General features: G+C 42.0%; 15 protein-coding genes. 4 read left to right on the top strand and 11 right to left on the bottom strand.

The features are described 5' to 3' along the window. Nucleotides 1–8: 8 nt before the first annotated feature. Nucleotides 9–1,544, bottom strand: a complete 1,536-nt coding sequence (locus OW255_RS08230) for an ABC transporter substrate-binding protein (RefSeq protein ID WP_268116336.1) — start codon at nucleotides 1,542–1,544, stop codon at nucleotides 9–11. Nucleotides 1,545–1,624: 80 nt separating this feature from the next. Further along, a complete protein-coding gene (locus tag OW255_RS08225) occupies nucleotides 1,625–1,966 on the bottom strand; it encodes a metal-sensing transcriptional repressor (protein WP_024836396.1) in 342 nt (113 codons plus the stop codon). A 153-nt stretch (nucleotides 1,967–2,119) separates the two neighbouring features. Between OW255_RS08225 and OW255_RS08220 the strand changes: the two genes are divergently transcribed. Beyond that, nucleotides 2,120–2,665: a GNAT family N-acetyltransferase gene (locus OW255_RS08220; protein WP_268116335.1), complete on the top strand. Its 546-nt coding sequence runs from the start codon at nucleotides 2,120–2,122 to the stop codon at nucleotides 2,663–2,665. A 113-nt stretch (nucleotides 2,666–2,778) separates the two neighbouring features. Here OW255_RS08220 and OW255_RS08215 read toward each other — a convergent pair whose 3' ends face one another. The 6 genes from OW255_RS08215 to OW255_RS08190 all read right to left on the bottom strand — a co-directional run bounded on the left by OW255_RS08215 (nucleotide 2,779) and on the right by OW255_RS08190 (nucleotide 5,616). Continuing rightward, nucleotides 2,779–3,186 (bottom strand): hemerythrin domain-containing protein, encoded by a 408-nt coding sequence (locus OW255_RS08215; RefSeq protein WP_268116334.1) that lies wholly within the window; start codon nucleotides 3,184–3,186, stop codon nucleotides 2,779–2,781. Between the two features lie 71 nt (nucleotides 3,187–3,257). Then, nucleotides 3,258–3,812, bottom strand: a complete 555-nt coding sequence (locus OW255_RS08210; RefSeq protein WP_024836399.1) for a hemerythrin domain-containing protein — start codon at nucleotides 3,810–3,812, stop codon at nucleotides 3,258–3,260. Between the two features lie 4 nt (nucleotides 3,813–3,816). Continuing rightward, a complete protein-coding gene (locus tag OW255_RS08205) occupies nucleotides 3,817–4,422 on the bottom strand; it encodes a hypothetical protein (RefSeq protein WP_268116333.1) in 606 nt (201 codons plus the stop codon). A 25-nt stretch (nucleotides 4,423–4,447) separates the two neighbouring features. Further along, nucleotides 4,448–4,633, bottom strand: coding sequence for a DUF1858 domain-containing protein (locus tag OW255_RS08200; RefSeq protein ID WP_024836401.1), 186 nt, complete (start codon nucleotides 4,631–4,633; stop codon nucleotides 4,448–4,450). A 12-nt stretch (nucleotides 4,634–4,645) separates the two neighbouring features. Beyond that, nucleotides 4,646–5,236, bottom strand: coding sequence for an anaerobic carbon-monoxide dehydrogenase catalytic subunit (locus tag OW255_RS08195; RefSeq protein WP_024836402.1), 591 nt, complete (start codon nucleotides 5,234–5,236; stop codon nucleotides 4,646–4,648). A 44-nt stretch (nucleotides 5,237–5,280) separates the two neighbouring features. Beyond that, on the bottom strand, nucleotides 5,281–5,616 hold the full coding sequence (locus OW255_RS08190) for a cupin domain-containing protein (RefSeq protein WP_024836403.1): 336 nt from the start codon (nucleotides 5,614–5,616) through the stop codon (nucleotides 5,281–5,283). Nucleotides 5,617–5,727: 111 nt separating this feature from the next. Here OW255_RS08190 and OW255_RS08185 point away from each other — a divergent pair, with 111 nt between their 5' ends. Next, a complete protein-coding gene (locus tag OW255_RS08185; RefSeq protein WP_024836404.1) occupies nucleotides 5,728–6,399 on the top strand; it encodes a Crp/Fnr family transcriptional regulator in 672 nt (223 codons plus the stop codon). A gap of 22 nt (nucleotides 6,400–6,421) precedes the next feature. Here the strand turns inward: OW255_RS08185 and OW255_RS08180 are convergent, their stop codons facing one another. Then, nucleotides 6,422–8,506, bottom strand: coding sequence for a glycoside hydrolase family 3 protein (locus OW255_RS08180; RefSeq protein ID WP_024836405.1), 2,085 nt, complete (start codon nucleotides 8,504–8,506; stop codon nucleotides 6,422–6,424). 187 nt (nucleotides 8,507–8,693) lie between these two features. Between OW255_RS08180 and OW255_RS08175 the strand changes: the two genes are divergently transcribed. Beyond that, entirely contained in the window at nucleotides 8,694–10,493 is a 1,800-nt protein-coding gene (locus OW255_RS08175; RefSeq protein WP_268116332.1) for a sensor histidine kinase, read from the top strand. Continuing rightward, nucleotides 10,490–12,034, top strand: coding sequence for a response regulator (locus OW255_RS08170; protein WP_268116331.1), 1,545 nt, complete (start codon nucleotides 10,490–10,492; stop codon nucleotides 12,032–12,034). The genes OW255_RS08175 and OW255_RS08170 overlap by 4 nt, the downstream gene beginning before the upstream one ends. Before the next feature lie 75 nt (nucleotides 12,035–12,109). Here the strand turns inward: OW255_RS08170 and OW255_RS08165 are convergent, their stop codons facing one another. Both OW255_RS08165 and OW255_RS08160 read right to left on the bottom strand, forming a co-directional pair. Continuing rightward, nucleotides 12,110–13,867 (bottom strand): extracellular solute-binding protein, encoded by a 1,758-nt coding sequence (locus OW255_RS08165; protein ID WP_268116330.1) that lies wholly within the window; start codon nucleotides 13,865–13,867, stop codon nucleotides 12,110–12,112. Nucleotides 13,868–13,888: 21 nt separating this feature from the next. Then, complete coding sequence (locus tag OW255_RS08160) at nucleotides 13,889–14,809, bottom strand: carbohydrate ABC transporter permease (protein WP_024836409.1); 921 nt, start codon at nucleotides 14,807–14,809, stop codon at nucleotides 13,889–13,891.

Genomic DNA, 14,809 nt, shown 5'->3' with positions numbered 1-14,809 from the left:
CTCATATCCTAATCCATGTCCGTATCTGCATTCAGGAAGTAGAAATCAAAGGGATTGTTCTCTGCAACTCCACTGACTCCGTTTCTGGTGACTGTAATCTTATTAAACAATGCCACGTATCCAAAAGCATTCTCGTCTATGGCCGTCTGGATAATCTGGTCTGCCAGTCTTGCCCGTTCTTTTGTATCAGCTTCTGTTTCCAGCTTTAAAATCTCTGATTGGACCTGTTCATTCTGAAAGCCGCCACAGTTATATGGCGCCCCGTCTTTTAAGGTACAGCTGATGAAATAATAGGGATCTCCTGCCTTATCTGCAATCATACAGAACAAACCAATATCAAAATCTCCGGTGGCGATATAAGTTCCATCCGGGTCCTCCTCGCAGGTGAGCACCGCCATAATTCCTGCTTCTTTTAGCTGCTCCTGCATAAGGGCCGCCAGAGTGTCCAGACTCCTTGCGGCATAATAAGCCAGTTTAATGGACAATACCTTTCCATCCTTTTCATAATAGCCATCGGAATTTAAGGTGTATCCGTCCGCTTCTAACAAAGCTTTGGCAGCAGTTACGTCCGGCTTTGCCTTGGTCACTTTTCCATAAGGCGCCGTCGGGCTAAAAGGACCGACGGTTTCAGAAACAGTACCATTTAAATACCCTTCGATTGTTTTTGCATCTACAGTTAAATTAATTGCTTTACGAACTGCCTCGTTCTGCCGGTTTTCATTCAATATGTAAAACTGAAGTCTGGTGGCTGGTATTGTGGTCAGCTTATATTTTTCCGGTTCTTTTCGGTACTGCTCCGCCGCATCGGAGGTTACGCTGGTATAAGCGTCCAGTTCCCCATTCTGCATCGCCATCATGGAAGTGCCTGCCTCTGGCATGTAATAAAATACAGCACCGTCAAGCTTTGCCCTTCCGTTCCAATACTGTTCATTTCTTGCAACCTCTATGGTGCCGCCTGGTTCAAAGGAGGATACCACAAACGGGCCTGTTGCCACTAGTTCAGACTTCATATCGCCGCTATGGTCAAGGTCCGTAATTGCCAGTTCAGGACTTGCTAAATCGTTAAGAAGCATTGGATATACCTTTTTTGTATCAATGGTAAAGGTCTTTTGATTCACAACCGCATACGTATAGTCTTTAAAATCAGCAAATCTGGTGTTGATTTCCCCAGCTGCTTTTAAATTACGTATTACCATATCCGGCGTCACCGGATCCCCGTTGGAAAAGCTGGTATGTTCCTTAAGCGTAATTGTCCATAGGGTACCGTCTGCCTTGGCACTCTCTGCAAGAAGAGGCGTCAGGGTCGACTGGTCATCCATATAGAACAAAGTCTCCGTTACACCGTAAATCGAAGTATACCAGCCCTGGTAATCCAGGTGGGGATTTAAGGTCTGAAGGGCAAAAGATTCCGATACCCGTATTATTTTCTTATCAGGTGCTTGTCCTGTGGTGTCAGTCCCAGCTAAATTGCCGGTGTTGCAGCCGGTCAGCGAAGCAGCCATAAAGACAGCTGCCATAATGACAGCCATAGTTTTTTTCATCATATGCTCCCTCTCTCCATACATCATTCTGGTATTTAGTATAGTAGAAATAGAGCCTTCCACACAAGCCTCCCCAGGGGATATTATTTTATAAAACGCTCAATGGCATGATTTAAATCGTCAATCGCTTTTTTGTCCCCGGATTCCACCGCATCCACAATACAATTTTCAATATGATCCTTTAAAATAACCTTCCCCGTATTATTAAGTGCTGATATGACCGCTGATAGCTGGATAAGAACCTCACTGCAGTCCCTTCCCTCACTTACCATCCGCTTGACTGACTCCAGATGACCGATGGCACGGGATAAGCGGTTCTCAACTACCTTCGTATTTTTATGGGTATGGGTATGTCCATGGTGACTATGGGTATACTCTGTTCCGTCCTCCGATACATGGGTATGATATGTCTTGTCTTCTTCCATAATATTACCTCTCTCCTGTTCTTTTTCTATTGTACTAAAAATTACCATATTTCTCAATAACAGTTCCCATAAACTTCTTGCAATCGTATTTTACCTGTGTTATACTGCTTGTCCGCTTATACACGTAATATTGTAATAGAAGGAGGAATTAATATGCAAACTACTTATGAAACAGAACAATTAATACTTCGCACCTCAGATGTCTCTATCATAAATCCTATTCTTGATTATCAATTAAGAAATAAGGATTTTTTACAGATATGGGAACCAATAAGAAGTGACGAATATTATTCGAAGGAATTTCAGGAAAAAGAATTAATTGCCGATTCCTGTAATCAGAACGCTTTAAGGCTATGGATTTTCAAGAAAGAGGAACCAAACAAAGTCATTGGCTGCATTGCCTTTACAGGCATCTCAAGAGGTGCATTTCAGTCATGTTTCTTAGGTTATAAGCTTGATGAGAAGGAGATCAATCGTGGGTATATGACAGAAGCATTAAGACGGGGAATACAAATTATATTTGAAGACTACGGACTGCACCGAATTGAAGCAAGTATAATGCCGCGGAATCAAAGGTCTATAAAAGTGACGGAAAAGCTGGGTTTTGTTAATGAAGGGCTGTCACGCCGGTATTTGAAGATTAATGGTGTTTGGGAAGACCACATTCATATGGTATTATTAAATGAAGATATGGATTAAAAGCAACTGTGGTGCTGGTAAGCAAACAGCCAGTGCGTAACCGAAAGCTTACGTACTGGCTGTTTTTTATTATTAATTTTGCTGGTACGACCAAACTCACTGAATGGTTCCCTCTATTTCACCAAACGATATAAACCATTCTCTTCTTTCTGCATACGCATCTCGATGGCTCTTATAATTTTATCCGCTTCTATGTAAAAACGATCTTTTTCTGCCATGATTTTAAACTTTGTATTGAAGCCTTCTTTGAACTCTGTAAAAACAGACATAAGATTTCCCATTTCTTTCTGGTATTCGTTTGCCATGGTAACCAGCTTATTATCGTTGGACTGAAGAAAGGAAGGATACAGATACTGGTCCTCTGAGGATAAGTGTATTTTAAGCTTACCCGCCAGACTGTTGATATGAAGTGCAATTTCCGCCGCTTCCTGCTCTAAATCCCGTTTCTTACAGAGTGCTTTTAATACGTTAAGTTCTTCCAAGATCCGCTCATGCTGATCCATATAATGCTTTAATTCCATGATTGGTGCTCCCTTCTTTTGTACGTTCCAAAAACAGACAAGACGGCCTGCATTCCCAGACCGTCTCATAATTATTGCTGATTTAACTTCTCATGGAGCCAGTTTAAGTAATGATCCCGGACTCCATCTCCGTCTGCCTGTTTCTCAAAAGATTCTGTTTGTTCATCCACTGCTTTTTTATGCTCTTCGGTAAGGGCACGTGCCGCAAAGGTATAAACCACTTCATCCTCTTTATCTATATGGCGCTTTAATAAGGCGCCGTAACCAACTGCATTGGAAATGATATCCAGCTTGTAGTCATCAAGGGGGTTCTTCTCATATTCCTCAACTGCTTTTTCCAGCTCAGAAAGATAGAGTCTTCCAAAATCATGTTCAACCAGCATACCATTGCGGATTAATTTCTCTGCAACCGGGCCCATATTGTCAAGCATGAACTGAAAGAGGATTTTTTCTTCCTTTCCATGGTGATGCTTGTCCGCGTAATTTCTACCAAAATCAACGCATTCTCTTAAAAGCTTGCCGTCTACAGGTTCTCCGTTTAAGATACCGGCACATATTTTTCTTAAAAAAGCAGTAAAATCAAGAATGTTTTCATGCTCTTTCATTAATAAGTCAATTCCGTACATAGCGTCATCTCCTTAATTCGTACACCTGATCTTCGATTTGGCTAAACTGAATTTTGGAATCCTTTAACATTCCTTTGATCAGCGCTGCTCTTAAGGTGTAGTAATGCTTCACGTCTCCATGAATCATGTTCCAATAAGTTCCATGAATGTCCTGAGCCTGTCTCCAGACCACACGATCCTCAGAATCTTCTACCATTGCATTTACATGGTCACAAGGCATTCCGTTTAAAAGTCTTGCATCCAAAGCATCAAATGCTTCTCTTGCGGAAACACCCTGCTCCACCGGGTTTTCTTCTCCCAGCTTACTAATAGCTTCTTCCATATCAGCAAGGGCATTGGCATCTGCCTCAAGTACTTCGGTCACAGCATAAGCAAGTCTGTTCTCTACAAGGCTTACTCTCTCCTGAAGCCAGCCGTGGATATTACCTGTATCCACAAGATCTTCCAGGTTTCCGTCTGGAAGAGTTCCGTAACGATTATCCGTCTTTTCTCTTAAGTCTAAAGCCAGACCTTTTTCCTTCGCAAGGTCTAACACTGCATTCGCCATTGCATCCTGAAACTTAATTTTGTTATATAACCAAATATGAATCGGTCCTAAAAAAGCGCTCATCCTGCTCCTCTTTTCTCTCTTAGATTTAGATATTGTTCAGTTTTTCGATTAAGCCGTCTGCGTCAAGTCCATGGACCATGCAGGCCTCTTCCAAAGATTCCATCTGGGAAGAAGGGCAGCCAAGGCAGTGCATCCCACAGCTCATTAATACTTCTGCAGAAGCAGGGTTCATTCTTAAAACTTCTCCGATTGTCATTTCCTTTGTTATCATAATAAATTCCTCCTAATTATTAGTATTGTTCAAAAGTTCCATACATATGAAATTTACTTCTCCCAATTCAAGTGCTACGGGAAGAAGCTGTTCCATGGTCAGATCATAGCTGATCATACATAATGCTTTGTAGAAGAAATGATTCACCTTCTCATCTTCATATCCAAGTGCCAGTGCAAGGGAAGCATTGGCCGCCAGTCCCTTGACTCCCAAAAGAATTGTGGATTGTAACGACCGGACATCCGGATCCTCATTCCACATTTCCTTCATATCTACATCAGAGGTGTTTCCGCAAACAGAAAGGCAGGTGCTGCAATTAGGGGCTACCTTTCGCTTTTCCTCACGGACCCTGCGTATCATATCCTTAAGGCCATCATCGCTTGTATTGTTTACGGTAGCAAACAGCCCTTCTATCAAAATGACTGTCGTCATGGGAAGCTTTTGATGCATTCCACAAGATTTGGCAAGACCAATTAATGCGCCGGTCAATTCATCCCTTAGCTTCATGGAGTCAGTGGATATTCCCGATGCTCTCATTTCTTCCTTGCCTCTTTCTTTGTCGCCTTCCTTCCCACTCTGTACCCATGACATTCTGCTATCCATCTTTCTACTATGACCTCTCTTAATTCCTCTTTTATGTGATTCGTCTAAAAAACTACGACCAGCATCATCTTAAAGCTTTCCTCCGCATATACTGCGTGAGGTTTATTCGCCGGCATGACTAAGGTCTGGCCTGCGTCAAGTATATATTCCCTGCCATCCACTGTAAACTTACCGGTACCTTCCAGTACGGTAACCATGGCATCACCCTTTGATTCATGGGTGCTGATTTCTTCGCCTTTATGAAAAGCAAACAGTGTAATGCTGACTGCTTCATTTTGTGAAAGGGTTTTGCTAACGATCTGTCCCTCTTGAATCTGAACCAGACTAGACAAAGTCACGACTTCTTCGTGTCCTATATTTTTCAGGATCTTTTCTGACATATGGCCTCCTCCTTAAAATCTCTTGCCTTTACATGGAAATTATAATATAATATCTACAACAATTCGGTTGTTATTACAACATTTTAAAACTTTTTTGAAAGGACGGGACTAATGCAGCAATATCTGCCTATTTTAAAAAAATCACACTTGTTTCAGGGCGTCACAGAAGAAGAAATCCAGTCCATGCTAAGCTGCTTATCCGCCCGTATAAAACATTATAAAAAGGATGAATTCATCATACACAGCGGTGATTACATCCGCTCCATCGGAATGGTGGTTTCCGGAGCTGCACTGATTATTCAGGAGGACTTTTGGGGAAAGCGGACCATTATTTCCGAAGCACTTCCCGGCAGCCTGTTTGCGGAGACTTATGCCTGTATCTCCTCGGTTCCCATTGAGATGAGTGTCATCTGCGATACGGAATGCGACGTGATCTTTATGGATTTTAACCGCATTATGAACGTTTGCAGCTCTGCCTGCGCCTTCCATACAAGGCTTGTCCAGAATTTTATTTCTGCCATCGCAAAAAAGAATCTGCTTCTTACAAAGAAGATGCAGCACATGTCAAAAAAGACCATACGGGAAAAACTGCTTTCCTATTTATCAGCTGAATCCATCAAGAGCAATTCCTCCACGTTTTATATTCCATTTAACAGACAGCAGCTTGCAGATTACCTTTCCATCGACCGAAGCGCCCTGTCCAGTGAGCTTAGTAAGCTTCAGACCGAAGGAATTCTTACTTATAATAAAAACCAATTTACATTAAGCACATTTTCTGACTAAACAGAAAATGTGCTTAATGTATTTAAAACGTATGAACGTTTCCTGTAAGACGGATATCTCTTGATGAACTTCCTACCAGGATCTTATAATCTTCTTCCATTTCCTCCTGAATATGGAGTGCAACCTGCCTCTCCTCTCCCCTCTTTAAAAACACCTTTTCAAATGCAATCAGTTCCTTATAGAGGGAATCCTCATTCTTCTCACTGCGCTTATATACCTGTATGATTTCTCCACCTGCCACATGTCCGGAGTTCTTAACAGAACATAAGACTGAATTGTTTCTTCTGTCAATTTCCAGATTACTATATTCAAAGCTGGTATAGGAAAGCCCATGGCCAAAGCAAAACTGGGGTTCTATTAAATATTGATCAAGATAACGGTATCCTACATATTTTCCTTCCTTATAAACGACTTTTTTATCTCCGACCAGCTCACCAAGGGCATATGCGGAACAGTCTTTGTGGGATTTATAAAATGTTTCCGGCAGTTTTCCAGAAGGATTCACTTCTCCAAGGAGTACTTCCGCCAGTGCATTCCCTCCTTCCATACCACCATACCAGCCCCATAAAGTCGTGTGAGCCTGATGAATCCAGGTCTCCATCTCCACCGGACTTCCGCCAATTATGATTACAATCGTATCCGGCTTTGCTGCCAGCAGTTCCTGAATCAGGGTATCCTGCTCATAGGGAAGCTTCATATCCTCCCGGTCCAATCCTTCGCAATCAAGGTCATGATTTAATCCACCGATAAAGATTACCGTCTCATACTCTTTTGACAGCCGAACTGCCTCCAGGCGAAGCTCCTTTCTTTTCATTTCCAGTTTATCATTTTGGGTAACAGACAATTTCGCAGGGGCGCCGCCATCTTCCAGACTGGTTTCCTGCCAGTTCACCTGACCTTCTTCCATCTTTTCTTCCCGGCAGTATCCCTGGGCATAGCCCACGGTAACATTTCCTCCTAAATGAGTTTTCAGTCCCATCAGAGGAGAGATTTCATATAGTGCCTTGATTTCTGCACTTCCACCTCCGCCAGCATGTAAGCATTCTGCATTCTCTCCCACCAGCAGTACGCTTTTTAATTCTTCTTTTTTAAGCGGAAGCTGATTCTTATCATTCTTTAACAGAATCACGGACTCCCTTGCCACTTCCAGGGCTTTATTACGATGTCCCGGAGTATTGTAGGCTCCTGATTTCCGTTCTCCGTCCAGCATATGAAGGCGCATCATCAGTAAAAGAATGCGAAGCACTTTCTCATCAATAGCCGCTTCCCTGACCTCTCCCGCCTGAATCTTCTTTTTCAGTGGATCAGCCAGAAAATAATCATCAAAATCATAGGTGACAGACATTTCTATATCCAATTGGGACAATGCAGCCTTATTGGTATCATGAACCCCACCCCAATCAGAGATTACTACACCATCATATCCCCATTCTTCACGGAGAATCTTATGAAGAAGAAAATTACTCTGGCAGCAGTGCTCCCCATATAATTTGTTATAAGCCCCCATAATCGTATAAACGCCGCCTTTCGTTACTGCTTCGTAAAAGGCAGGCAAATAAATGTCCCTTAGCACCTGCTCATCGATTTCTACATCCACCCATAAACGTCCCGTTTCCTGATTGTTGGCTGCAAAATGCTTCACACATGCTGCCACATCCCAAAGCTGAACTCCCTGAATATAGGGCACTGCCATTTCTTTGGTCAGATAGGGATCTTCGCTGAAATATTCGAAATTTCTTCCGCACAGTGGACTTCTTTTTATATTAACCCCAGGACCCAGAATCACATCTTTTCCACGACCTCTGGCTTCTTCACCAAGGACACTGCCCATATCATAAGCCAGTGTCCGGTTCCAGGTTGCAGCCAATGCGCTATTACACGGCAGATAAGTCACATAATCATCGGAATGACCAATGGCATTCCAGCGGTCCGGCTCAAATTCCTGACGTACTCCCATTGGTCCGTCTGACATCTTAAGGGGCGGGATTCCAAGGCGTGGTACCCCTGCCGTCTGAAAAAGCTGTGCCCCATGTATCATACCGATCTTTTCATCAAGAGTCAGCTTCTGTAGTAGTTCCTCCGCCGTCTTTTTGATCTGTGTTTCCATGGCATTACTTCCTTCCTTCTAAAATCTTCTCTTTATGCTCGATTATAAGCGAGAGTCCTCATGAAGCATACAGGTATAATTATAGATAAATCACGGAAAGAATTCGTGAGTTTTCATCTATTACTTTTATTTCCCGCCAAAGGCCGATATAATTAGAATAAGAAAAGAAATGGGGGGGGGACTTTACATGGCAATCAAAAAAATATTTACAGCAATATCAAGAATTAAGGTACAAAAACAGCTTTCCATCATCTTTTTTATTGCTATTTTTATTCCTGTTATTTCTATCGGTAATTATCTTGTATACAATACACGCTCTTTACTGTTTCGCCATTATGAAGATCAGTCCCGCTCCGATAATCTTCGTGTCAAGTCTCTACTCCTTGATTTAACCTCAAATATATATATAAAAGCGGAGTCATTATCTTCCGATAAAGAATTAATCCAGCTTTTAAGCACCGTTTATCCCTCACCGGATGAAGCTGTCAGGGCAATGGAAAATTATAAGGGCTTTGAGACGCTTTTATCACAGGATATGTCAATCCAGCAGATTTCAATCTATACTCAAAACAACTCTCTGCCAGAAAGCAAATATATTCACCCAATTTCTTCTGACTTAAAAAAAGAAAACTGGTTTGAACAGGCTTATACGACCGTTACTCCTTTTTGGACCGCAGAAGCTGTCACAGATAACTTTGGCAATCACTCTCACATCTTATGTCTCCACACCAGAATCTTTCTCCCTCAGATACATAGTTTCGCAATCCTGAATTTATCTGTGAGCAACAATCATATGAAAAATCGAATTGAAAACAGCTCACTGAACACCGTTCTGTGGTTAAATGAGGGAGAAATATTTTATAGCAGCAAGAAACAGACCATGGGGCAATCTCTAAAAGCATATGCTGCCGGCCCCAATGGGTCCTATCTTGGCAGAATCAATCTACCGGAACAAAAAGTGATCGGCTGCGTATCTACCCTTTCTACTACATACTCCAATGACTTATTCTATCTGGCGTCACTAAATGAGAATGGCTACCCATATATGAACAAGATAACTTGTCTTTATCTTGGAATTCTTATACTGATTCTCTTAATCACCAGTGCATTCATCTACACATACTCCCGATATTTCAGCCGCCGGATTATTACACTTCGGGAGACCATGCACAATGCAAGTCAGGGGAACTATAACATTATTGACACCTTCCACGGAAAAGATGAAATTTCTGAGGCATTTGCAGACTTAAATGTCATGATACACGATATTCTTCAGAAAGAGGCCTCTGTATATGAAGCCCAGATTCGGACGCAGCAACTGACCAACCAGCAGCAGCAAATGGAATTTAAGATGCTCTCCAGTCAGATCAATCCCCATTTTCTCTATAACACCCTGGAGACCATTCGTATGCGGTCACTAAAAGCCGGTAATTTAGATGTGGCAAATGCGGTAAAGCTCCTTGGAAAATCCATGCGCTATGTACTGGAAAACACCACCGGCTCCTTCATCACTCTGGCAAAAGAGCTGGATTATATTGATACCTATTTATCAATCCAAAAACTGCGTTTTCATGACAGCATCAATTATTCCTTAAAGACATCACCGCAGATAGATTTAAATGAATATGAGATCATGCCTCTTCTCTTACAGCCGATTGTGGAAAATGGAGTTCTTCATGGACTGAAGGAAATGGAGCAAGGCGGAACTATCATGATTCACATTATAAAAAAAGAAGAGAAGCTACATATCAAAATTTTTGACAATGGATGTGGTATGACGCAGGAAGAGATTGACGGGATAAACCCAAGTATTTATAAGCTCCAACGGGAATCAGCAAAAAGGATCGGACTATATAATATCTATCAACGAATTCAATTATATTATGGCAAAGATTTTGGGTTTCAGATAAAAAGCAAGAAGCATTGGGGGACCTTGGTAACGTTGATTTTACCAGCACAGGAATATAGTAGGGGGATGGGAGAATGAAGCTGTTTATATCCGATGATGAAATTGATGTAAGGGAAGGAATAAGGTATTTGCTTAACTGGTCGGAACTGGGCTTTCATATCTGCGGTGAGGGAAAGAACGGACTGGATACCTTAGAGCAGATTACAAGGCTTATGCCAGACGTTGTCCTGCTGGATATCCGCATGCCCAAGCTTTCCGGCCTGGAGGTCATAAAAAAAGCAAGAGAACAGGGATTTATAGGAAAATTTATTTTGTTAAGCGGTTATTCTGATTTTTCCTACGCCCAGGAAGCCATCCGATACGGAGTGACCTGCTACCTTACTAAGCCCATTGATGAGGAGGAGCTTCAAAAAGCCGTTCTGGAAGCAAAGGAATCCATACTAAATGAACAGATTATGCAGAAAAAGCTGTTGCAATACCGAGACAAGGCCAGAGATTCTATTTTACATGACATCCTTTTTAATAAAACCAATGATTCATTTCTGGATTATCACGATATGATGCTGGAGTCTTATGTTTATCAGGTTGTCTTATATGCAAATTACAATCAGGATTCGTACCAGGCCACATGGGATTTTGCAGAAATTCTACGGCTTGCAAATAAAAATCACAACTCTCTGGAATATTTGAAACAGGACCATCTGAATGTGATTATATTAAAAGGAAATTTTGCACTGAACCGGTTTCAGGAGCTGATGGAGCATTATATCAGCCAGCCACAAAAAGGGTCTCCTTTGGATTCCCTTTTCCTTACCTATGGAAGACCCGTTTACTTAGCAGAGCACATTCATAGCTCCTTCGAGGACGCACAACTTCTTATGAAGCGCAGATTTTTTTGCCATTTTAATCAGCATGTCCTGGGCTATATGGATTTACCCAAGGAGTTTCCCACGATAAATGCCAATGCTTTTATGGAGAACACCTACCCGGAGCAGATGGGAAACTACATTCAATCCGCTAACCGCCAAATGCTTCAAGAAGTTTTAGAGAAACTAAAAAAGGACCTCTATTATGCAGACCTTGAGGTTCCCATCGTGAAGCATACCCTGGCAGATATCATGATTCAGGTAAAATCCATCCTCACCCATACTTATGGGGGAATGGAGATACCATTTCCAAACAATGCTGCTATTATCAGTACCATAGAAGAAAAATACTATCTATATGAAATACTGGATTTTTTTACCCTCCAGTTTGAAATGTGCATGAACGCCATCGGCTCACCCACCCGCGAAAGCGTCATGGATGGAATCCTCCATTATATCCAGTACAATTATCAGGAGAATTTAAAGCTGGGAACCATTGCAGAGCTGTTCGGATACAACAGTTCCTATTTGGGAAAAGTGTTTCATAAAACTACCGGGAAGAGCTTTAATGCTTACCTCGATGAAGTCCGCATCGAAAACTCCAAGAAGCTTCTTTTAAATGAGGAAAACAAGGTTTATGAAATCGCTCTCCTTGCAGGTTATACAGACGTTAATTATTTTCATAAGAAATTCAAGAAATATGTAGGGATAAGTCCTGCCGAATTTCGCAGGGGCTTATCCAAAGAGGGATAAAAAGGGGACATCGAGATGGAACGATTCTCGATGTCCGCTATTTTTAACGCCGTTTTCTTGTCAATGCCAGAACCTCTACTTTCCCTTATTATTGTAGTCTTCCACCGCCTTAATTCTGGAAGCCGCCAGATCTTTTGCATTCTTCATATCCACATTCAGCACCTGTTCATATCCAAGACCTTTGACGGTATCCTGCATGTGTTTTAAGATACTGTTAAATTCTGTCTCATCCTTGGCGAAGATCATCTTCCAGGAATCATCTACAATCACAGCCTTACACTGTCCACGAAGGGTAGTAATATCAGAGCCTTCTTCCGGCTGAAGATAGGAAGTCCCCGGAGCCACTGACAGTGCATGGTTGTTTTCCAAAAATTCAATGGTGGTCTTTGCCCCGCCGGATTTTTCCTGCCAGTCAAGATCCAGGGGTGTTGTTCTCTTTGCTAATTCCGAAGACCACATGCTGGTCAGATAAGGTTCGTTGATTCTCGGATCAATATCAACAATAGACAGGGTTTTAAAGTTTAACGCACATACTCCATCCTTCCAGGAGCCGCCGCCCCACTCCTCTGGGACAGATACATCATTATTAGGCAGTGCCTTTTCCCCAAAGTCTGTAAAGACTGCTTTCCCATCTTTTATCTCCCAGGTCAGGCCTTCGATTCCTGCTGCCCCATTGGCCTGCCCTGCCAGCTCCATTCCTTCCGGTGAATACAGCCAGTCAATAAATTCTGCGATTCTTTCCGGATGCTTTGTCTGGCTGCCAATGGCTATAATCGTCTTTCCATTGCCGCTTGGATAGCAGCCAAAGGAAAACGGAGAACTTCCGTTTATATAGGCTGGCATGAACCCTTTTCCCATGTTCTTGTGTTCCACTGTGTTATAATAGGACGATCCCTGGAAGGACCAGAGAGAGGTCAGAATCTGACCGTCACGGTATTTATCGGATAAAATATCGTAATTTTGTGTGGTGGATTCCGGGTCAATCACTCCAGCCTGATTTGCCTGAAACAGAAATTTCAATGCTTTTACATAATAGCCATCACTGGAGGTAATATCCTGGCTGTCACTTCCGTCTGCTTTGACTAATACAAAGCCAATTTCATTATAACCATATAAAGAGGCGTAGTTTTTCGCTCCTACCATCATGTTGTCATCCCAGTCTTTGAATAATGAGATGGCATAAGTCTTTTTGCCAGAATCGCTTTTCGGTGTATTCTCCTGCATGGATTTCATCACCGGAATAAAGTCCTCTAACGATTCCATCGCCGGATATCCGATGGCCTTATAAGAATCCCATCTCACGTATGGAGATACCAGCGGCTCGATCCCCTCTGAAGATACTAACGGTGACTGATTGGATATTTCGCCTGGAATGCCATAGATTCCCTTGGTCTCCAAGTCTCCGTTCATAATATCAATTGCATCTTTATAATTGGTTAAAACTGCTTTATCTTTTAAAAGACTGGTCATATCCATAAGAAGCCCGGCTTTTACCATATTTTCAAAGCGTCCATTCTCTGTTTTAGAAATGATAAGATCTCCCAGATTCCCTGCGGCAGAGCGGGTCTGGAATAAAGTATCTCCGCCTCCTGCCACATTAGGAGCGATAATATTAAGCTCCATATTAAATTTATCTTTTACCACCTTTGCAAACCAGCCGGATTGAATACCCTGATAATTCGCCAAGGTATCAAATACATCTACGGTGATAAATTCATCCTTTTTTTCATTGCCACTGCCAGATGAACTGGTGGTTTCCTTGCCGCATCCTGCCAATATGGTCGTGGCTGCAATAATCGTACAGAGCAGTAAACTTGTAATCCTCTTTTTCATTCTCTCTCTCTCTCTCTCCTTTTAACCTTTTACCGATCCGATCATAATTCCCTTTACAAAAAATTGCTGGAAAATCGGATAAACAAACAAAATTGGAAGCACTACGATGACAGACACCGTCATGCGGATGGAAGTTGGCGTCTGCTGGGAGGCCAGGGCAACAGCACTCACAGCAGAGGTTCCATTATTTCTTACCATTGCCGCCAGTGAACTGGCCTGATTGATATACGTATATAGTAAATACTGTAAGGAATATAATTTTTGATCCGTCACATAAATCAAGGTATCCTGAAATGAATTCCACTGCCCGACTGCTGAAAAAATCGCCACAGTCGCCAGTATGGGTTTTGCTGTGGGAAGTATAATCCTTCTAAATACAGTGAAAATCCCCGCGCCATCCATTTCTGCTGCCTCCTGTAAGGATCTTGGTATGGATTCTATATATGTCTTAACAAGAATGATATTAAATGGCTGTATAATGACCGGAATGACGTATACCCAAAAAGTATTGGTCAGATGCAGTGTTTTCATGGTGATAAACATTGGAATGAGTCCGGCATTAAAATACATGGTAATGATGAAAAACCGATACCAGAACCTCCTTTTCCACATCTTCTCCTGGGTAAATATAAATCCCAAAAACCCAGAGGCCAATACCGTAAAGGCCGTACCGATCACAGTTCTTCCAATTGATACAAGAGCCGATCTTAATAAGCCATTAATTAATAATACCTGTTTATAATTATCAAAATGAATGGATCTGGGCAAAAAACGAATGGAGCCATTGGCGCTTAAATCATTGGCGCTGATGGTATTGATGATCATATAGTAAAACGGATAAAAACAGATGAGAGTGATTATGAAGAATACGAAGTAATTAATTATGTTAAAAGTCAAATCGTTGCATTTTATTATTTTGCGTTTCTTATTCCTGGTTCCCAC

It is taken from the genome of Lacrimispora xylanolytica (assembly GCF_026723765.1).
Taxonomy (GTDB): domain Bacteria; phylum Bacillota; class Clostridia; order Lachnospirales; family Lachnospiraceae; genus Lacrimispora; species Lacrimispora xylanolytica.
This window is presented reverse-complemented; position numbering and strand designations above follow the sequence as displayed.

Coding starts and splice junctions, on each gene's coding strand:
- OW255_RS08185 (WP_024836404.1), top strand. CDS start 5,728: ATGCAGCAATATCTGCCTATTTTAAAAAAATCACACTTGTTTCAGGGC.
- OW255_RS08205 (WP_268116333.1), bottom strand. CDS start 4,422: ATGAGCGCTTTTTTAGGACCGATTCATATTTGGTTATATAACAAAATT.
- OW255_RS08165 (WP_268116330.1), bottom strand. CDS start 13,867: ATGAAAAAGAGGATTACAAGTTTACTGCTCTGTACGATTATTGCAGCC.
- OW255_RS08225 (WP_024836396.1), bottom strand. CDS start 1,966: ATGGAAGAAGACAAGACATATCATACCCATGTATCGGAGGACGGAACA.
- OW255_RS08230 (WP_268116336.1), bottom strand. CDS start 1,544: ATGATGAAAAAAACTATGGCTGTCATTATGGCAGCTGTCTTTATGGCT.
- OW255_RS08175 (WP_268116332.1), top strand. CDS start 8,694: ATGGCAATCAAAAAAATATTTACAGCAATATCAAGAATTAAGGTACAA.
- OW255_RS08180 (WP_024836405.1), bottom strand. CDS start 8,506: ATGGAAACACAGATCAAAAAGACGGCGGAGGAACTACTACAGAAGCTG.
- OW255_RS08190 (WP_024836403.1), bottom strand. CDS start 5,616: ATGTCAGAAAAGATCCTGAAAAATATAGGACACGAAGAAGTCGTGACT.
- OW255_RS08215 (WP_268116334.1), bottom strand. CDS start 3,186: ATGGAATTAAAGCATTATATGGATCAGCATGAGCGGATCTTGGAAGAA.
- OW255_RS08170 (WP_268116331.1), top strand. CDS start 10,490: ATGAAGCTGTTTATATCCGATGATGAAATTGATGTAAGGGAAGGAATA.
- OW255_RS08200 (WP_024836401.1), bottom strand. CDS start 4,633: ATGATAACAAAGGAAATGACAATCGGAGAAGTTTTAAGAATGAACCCT.
- OW255_RS08220 (WP_268116335.1), top strand. CDS start 2,120: ATGCAAACTACTTATGAAACAGAACAATTAATACTTCGCACCTCAGAT.
- OW255_RS08195 (WP_024836402.1), bottom strand. CDS start 5,236: ATGGATAGCAGAATGTCATGGGTACAGAGTGGGAAGGAAGGCGACAAA.
- OW255_RS08210 (WP_024836399.1), bottom strand. CDS start 3,812: ATGTACGGAATTGACTTATTAATGAAAGAGCATGAAAACATTCTTGAT.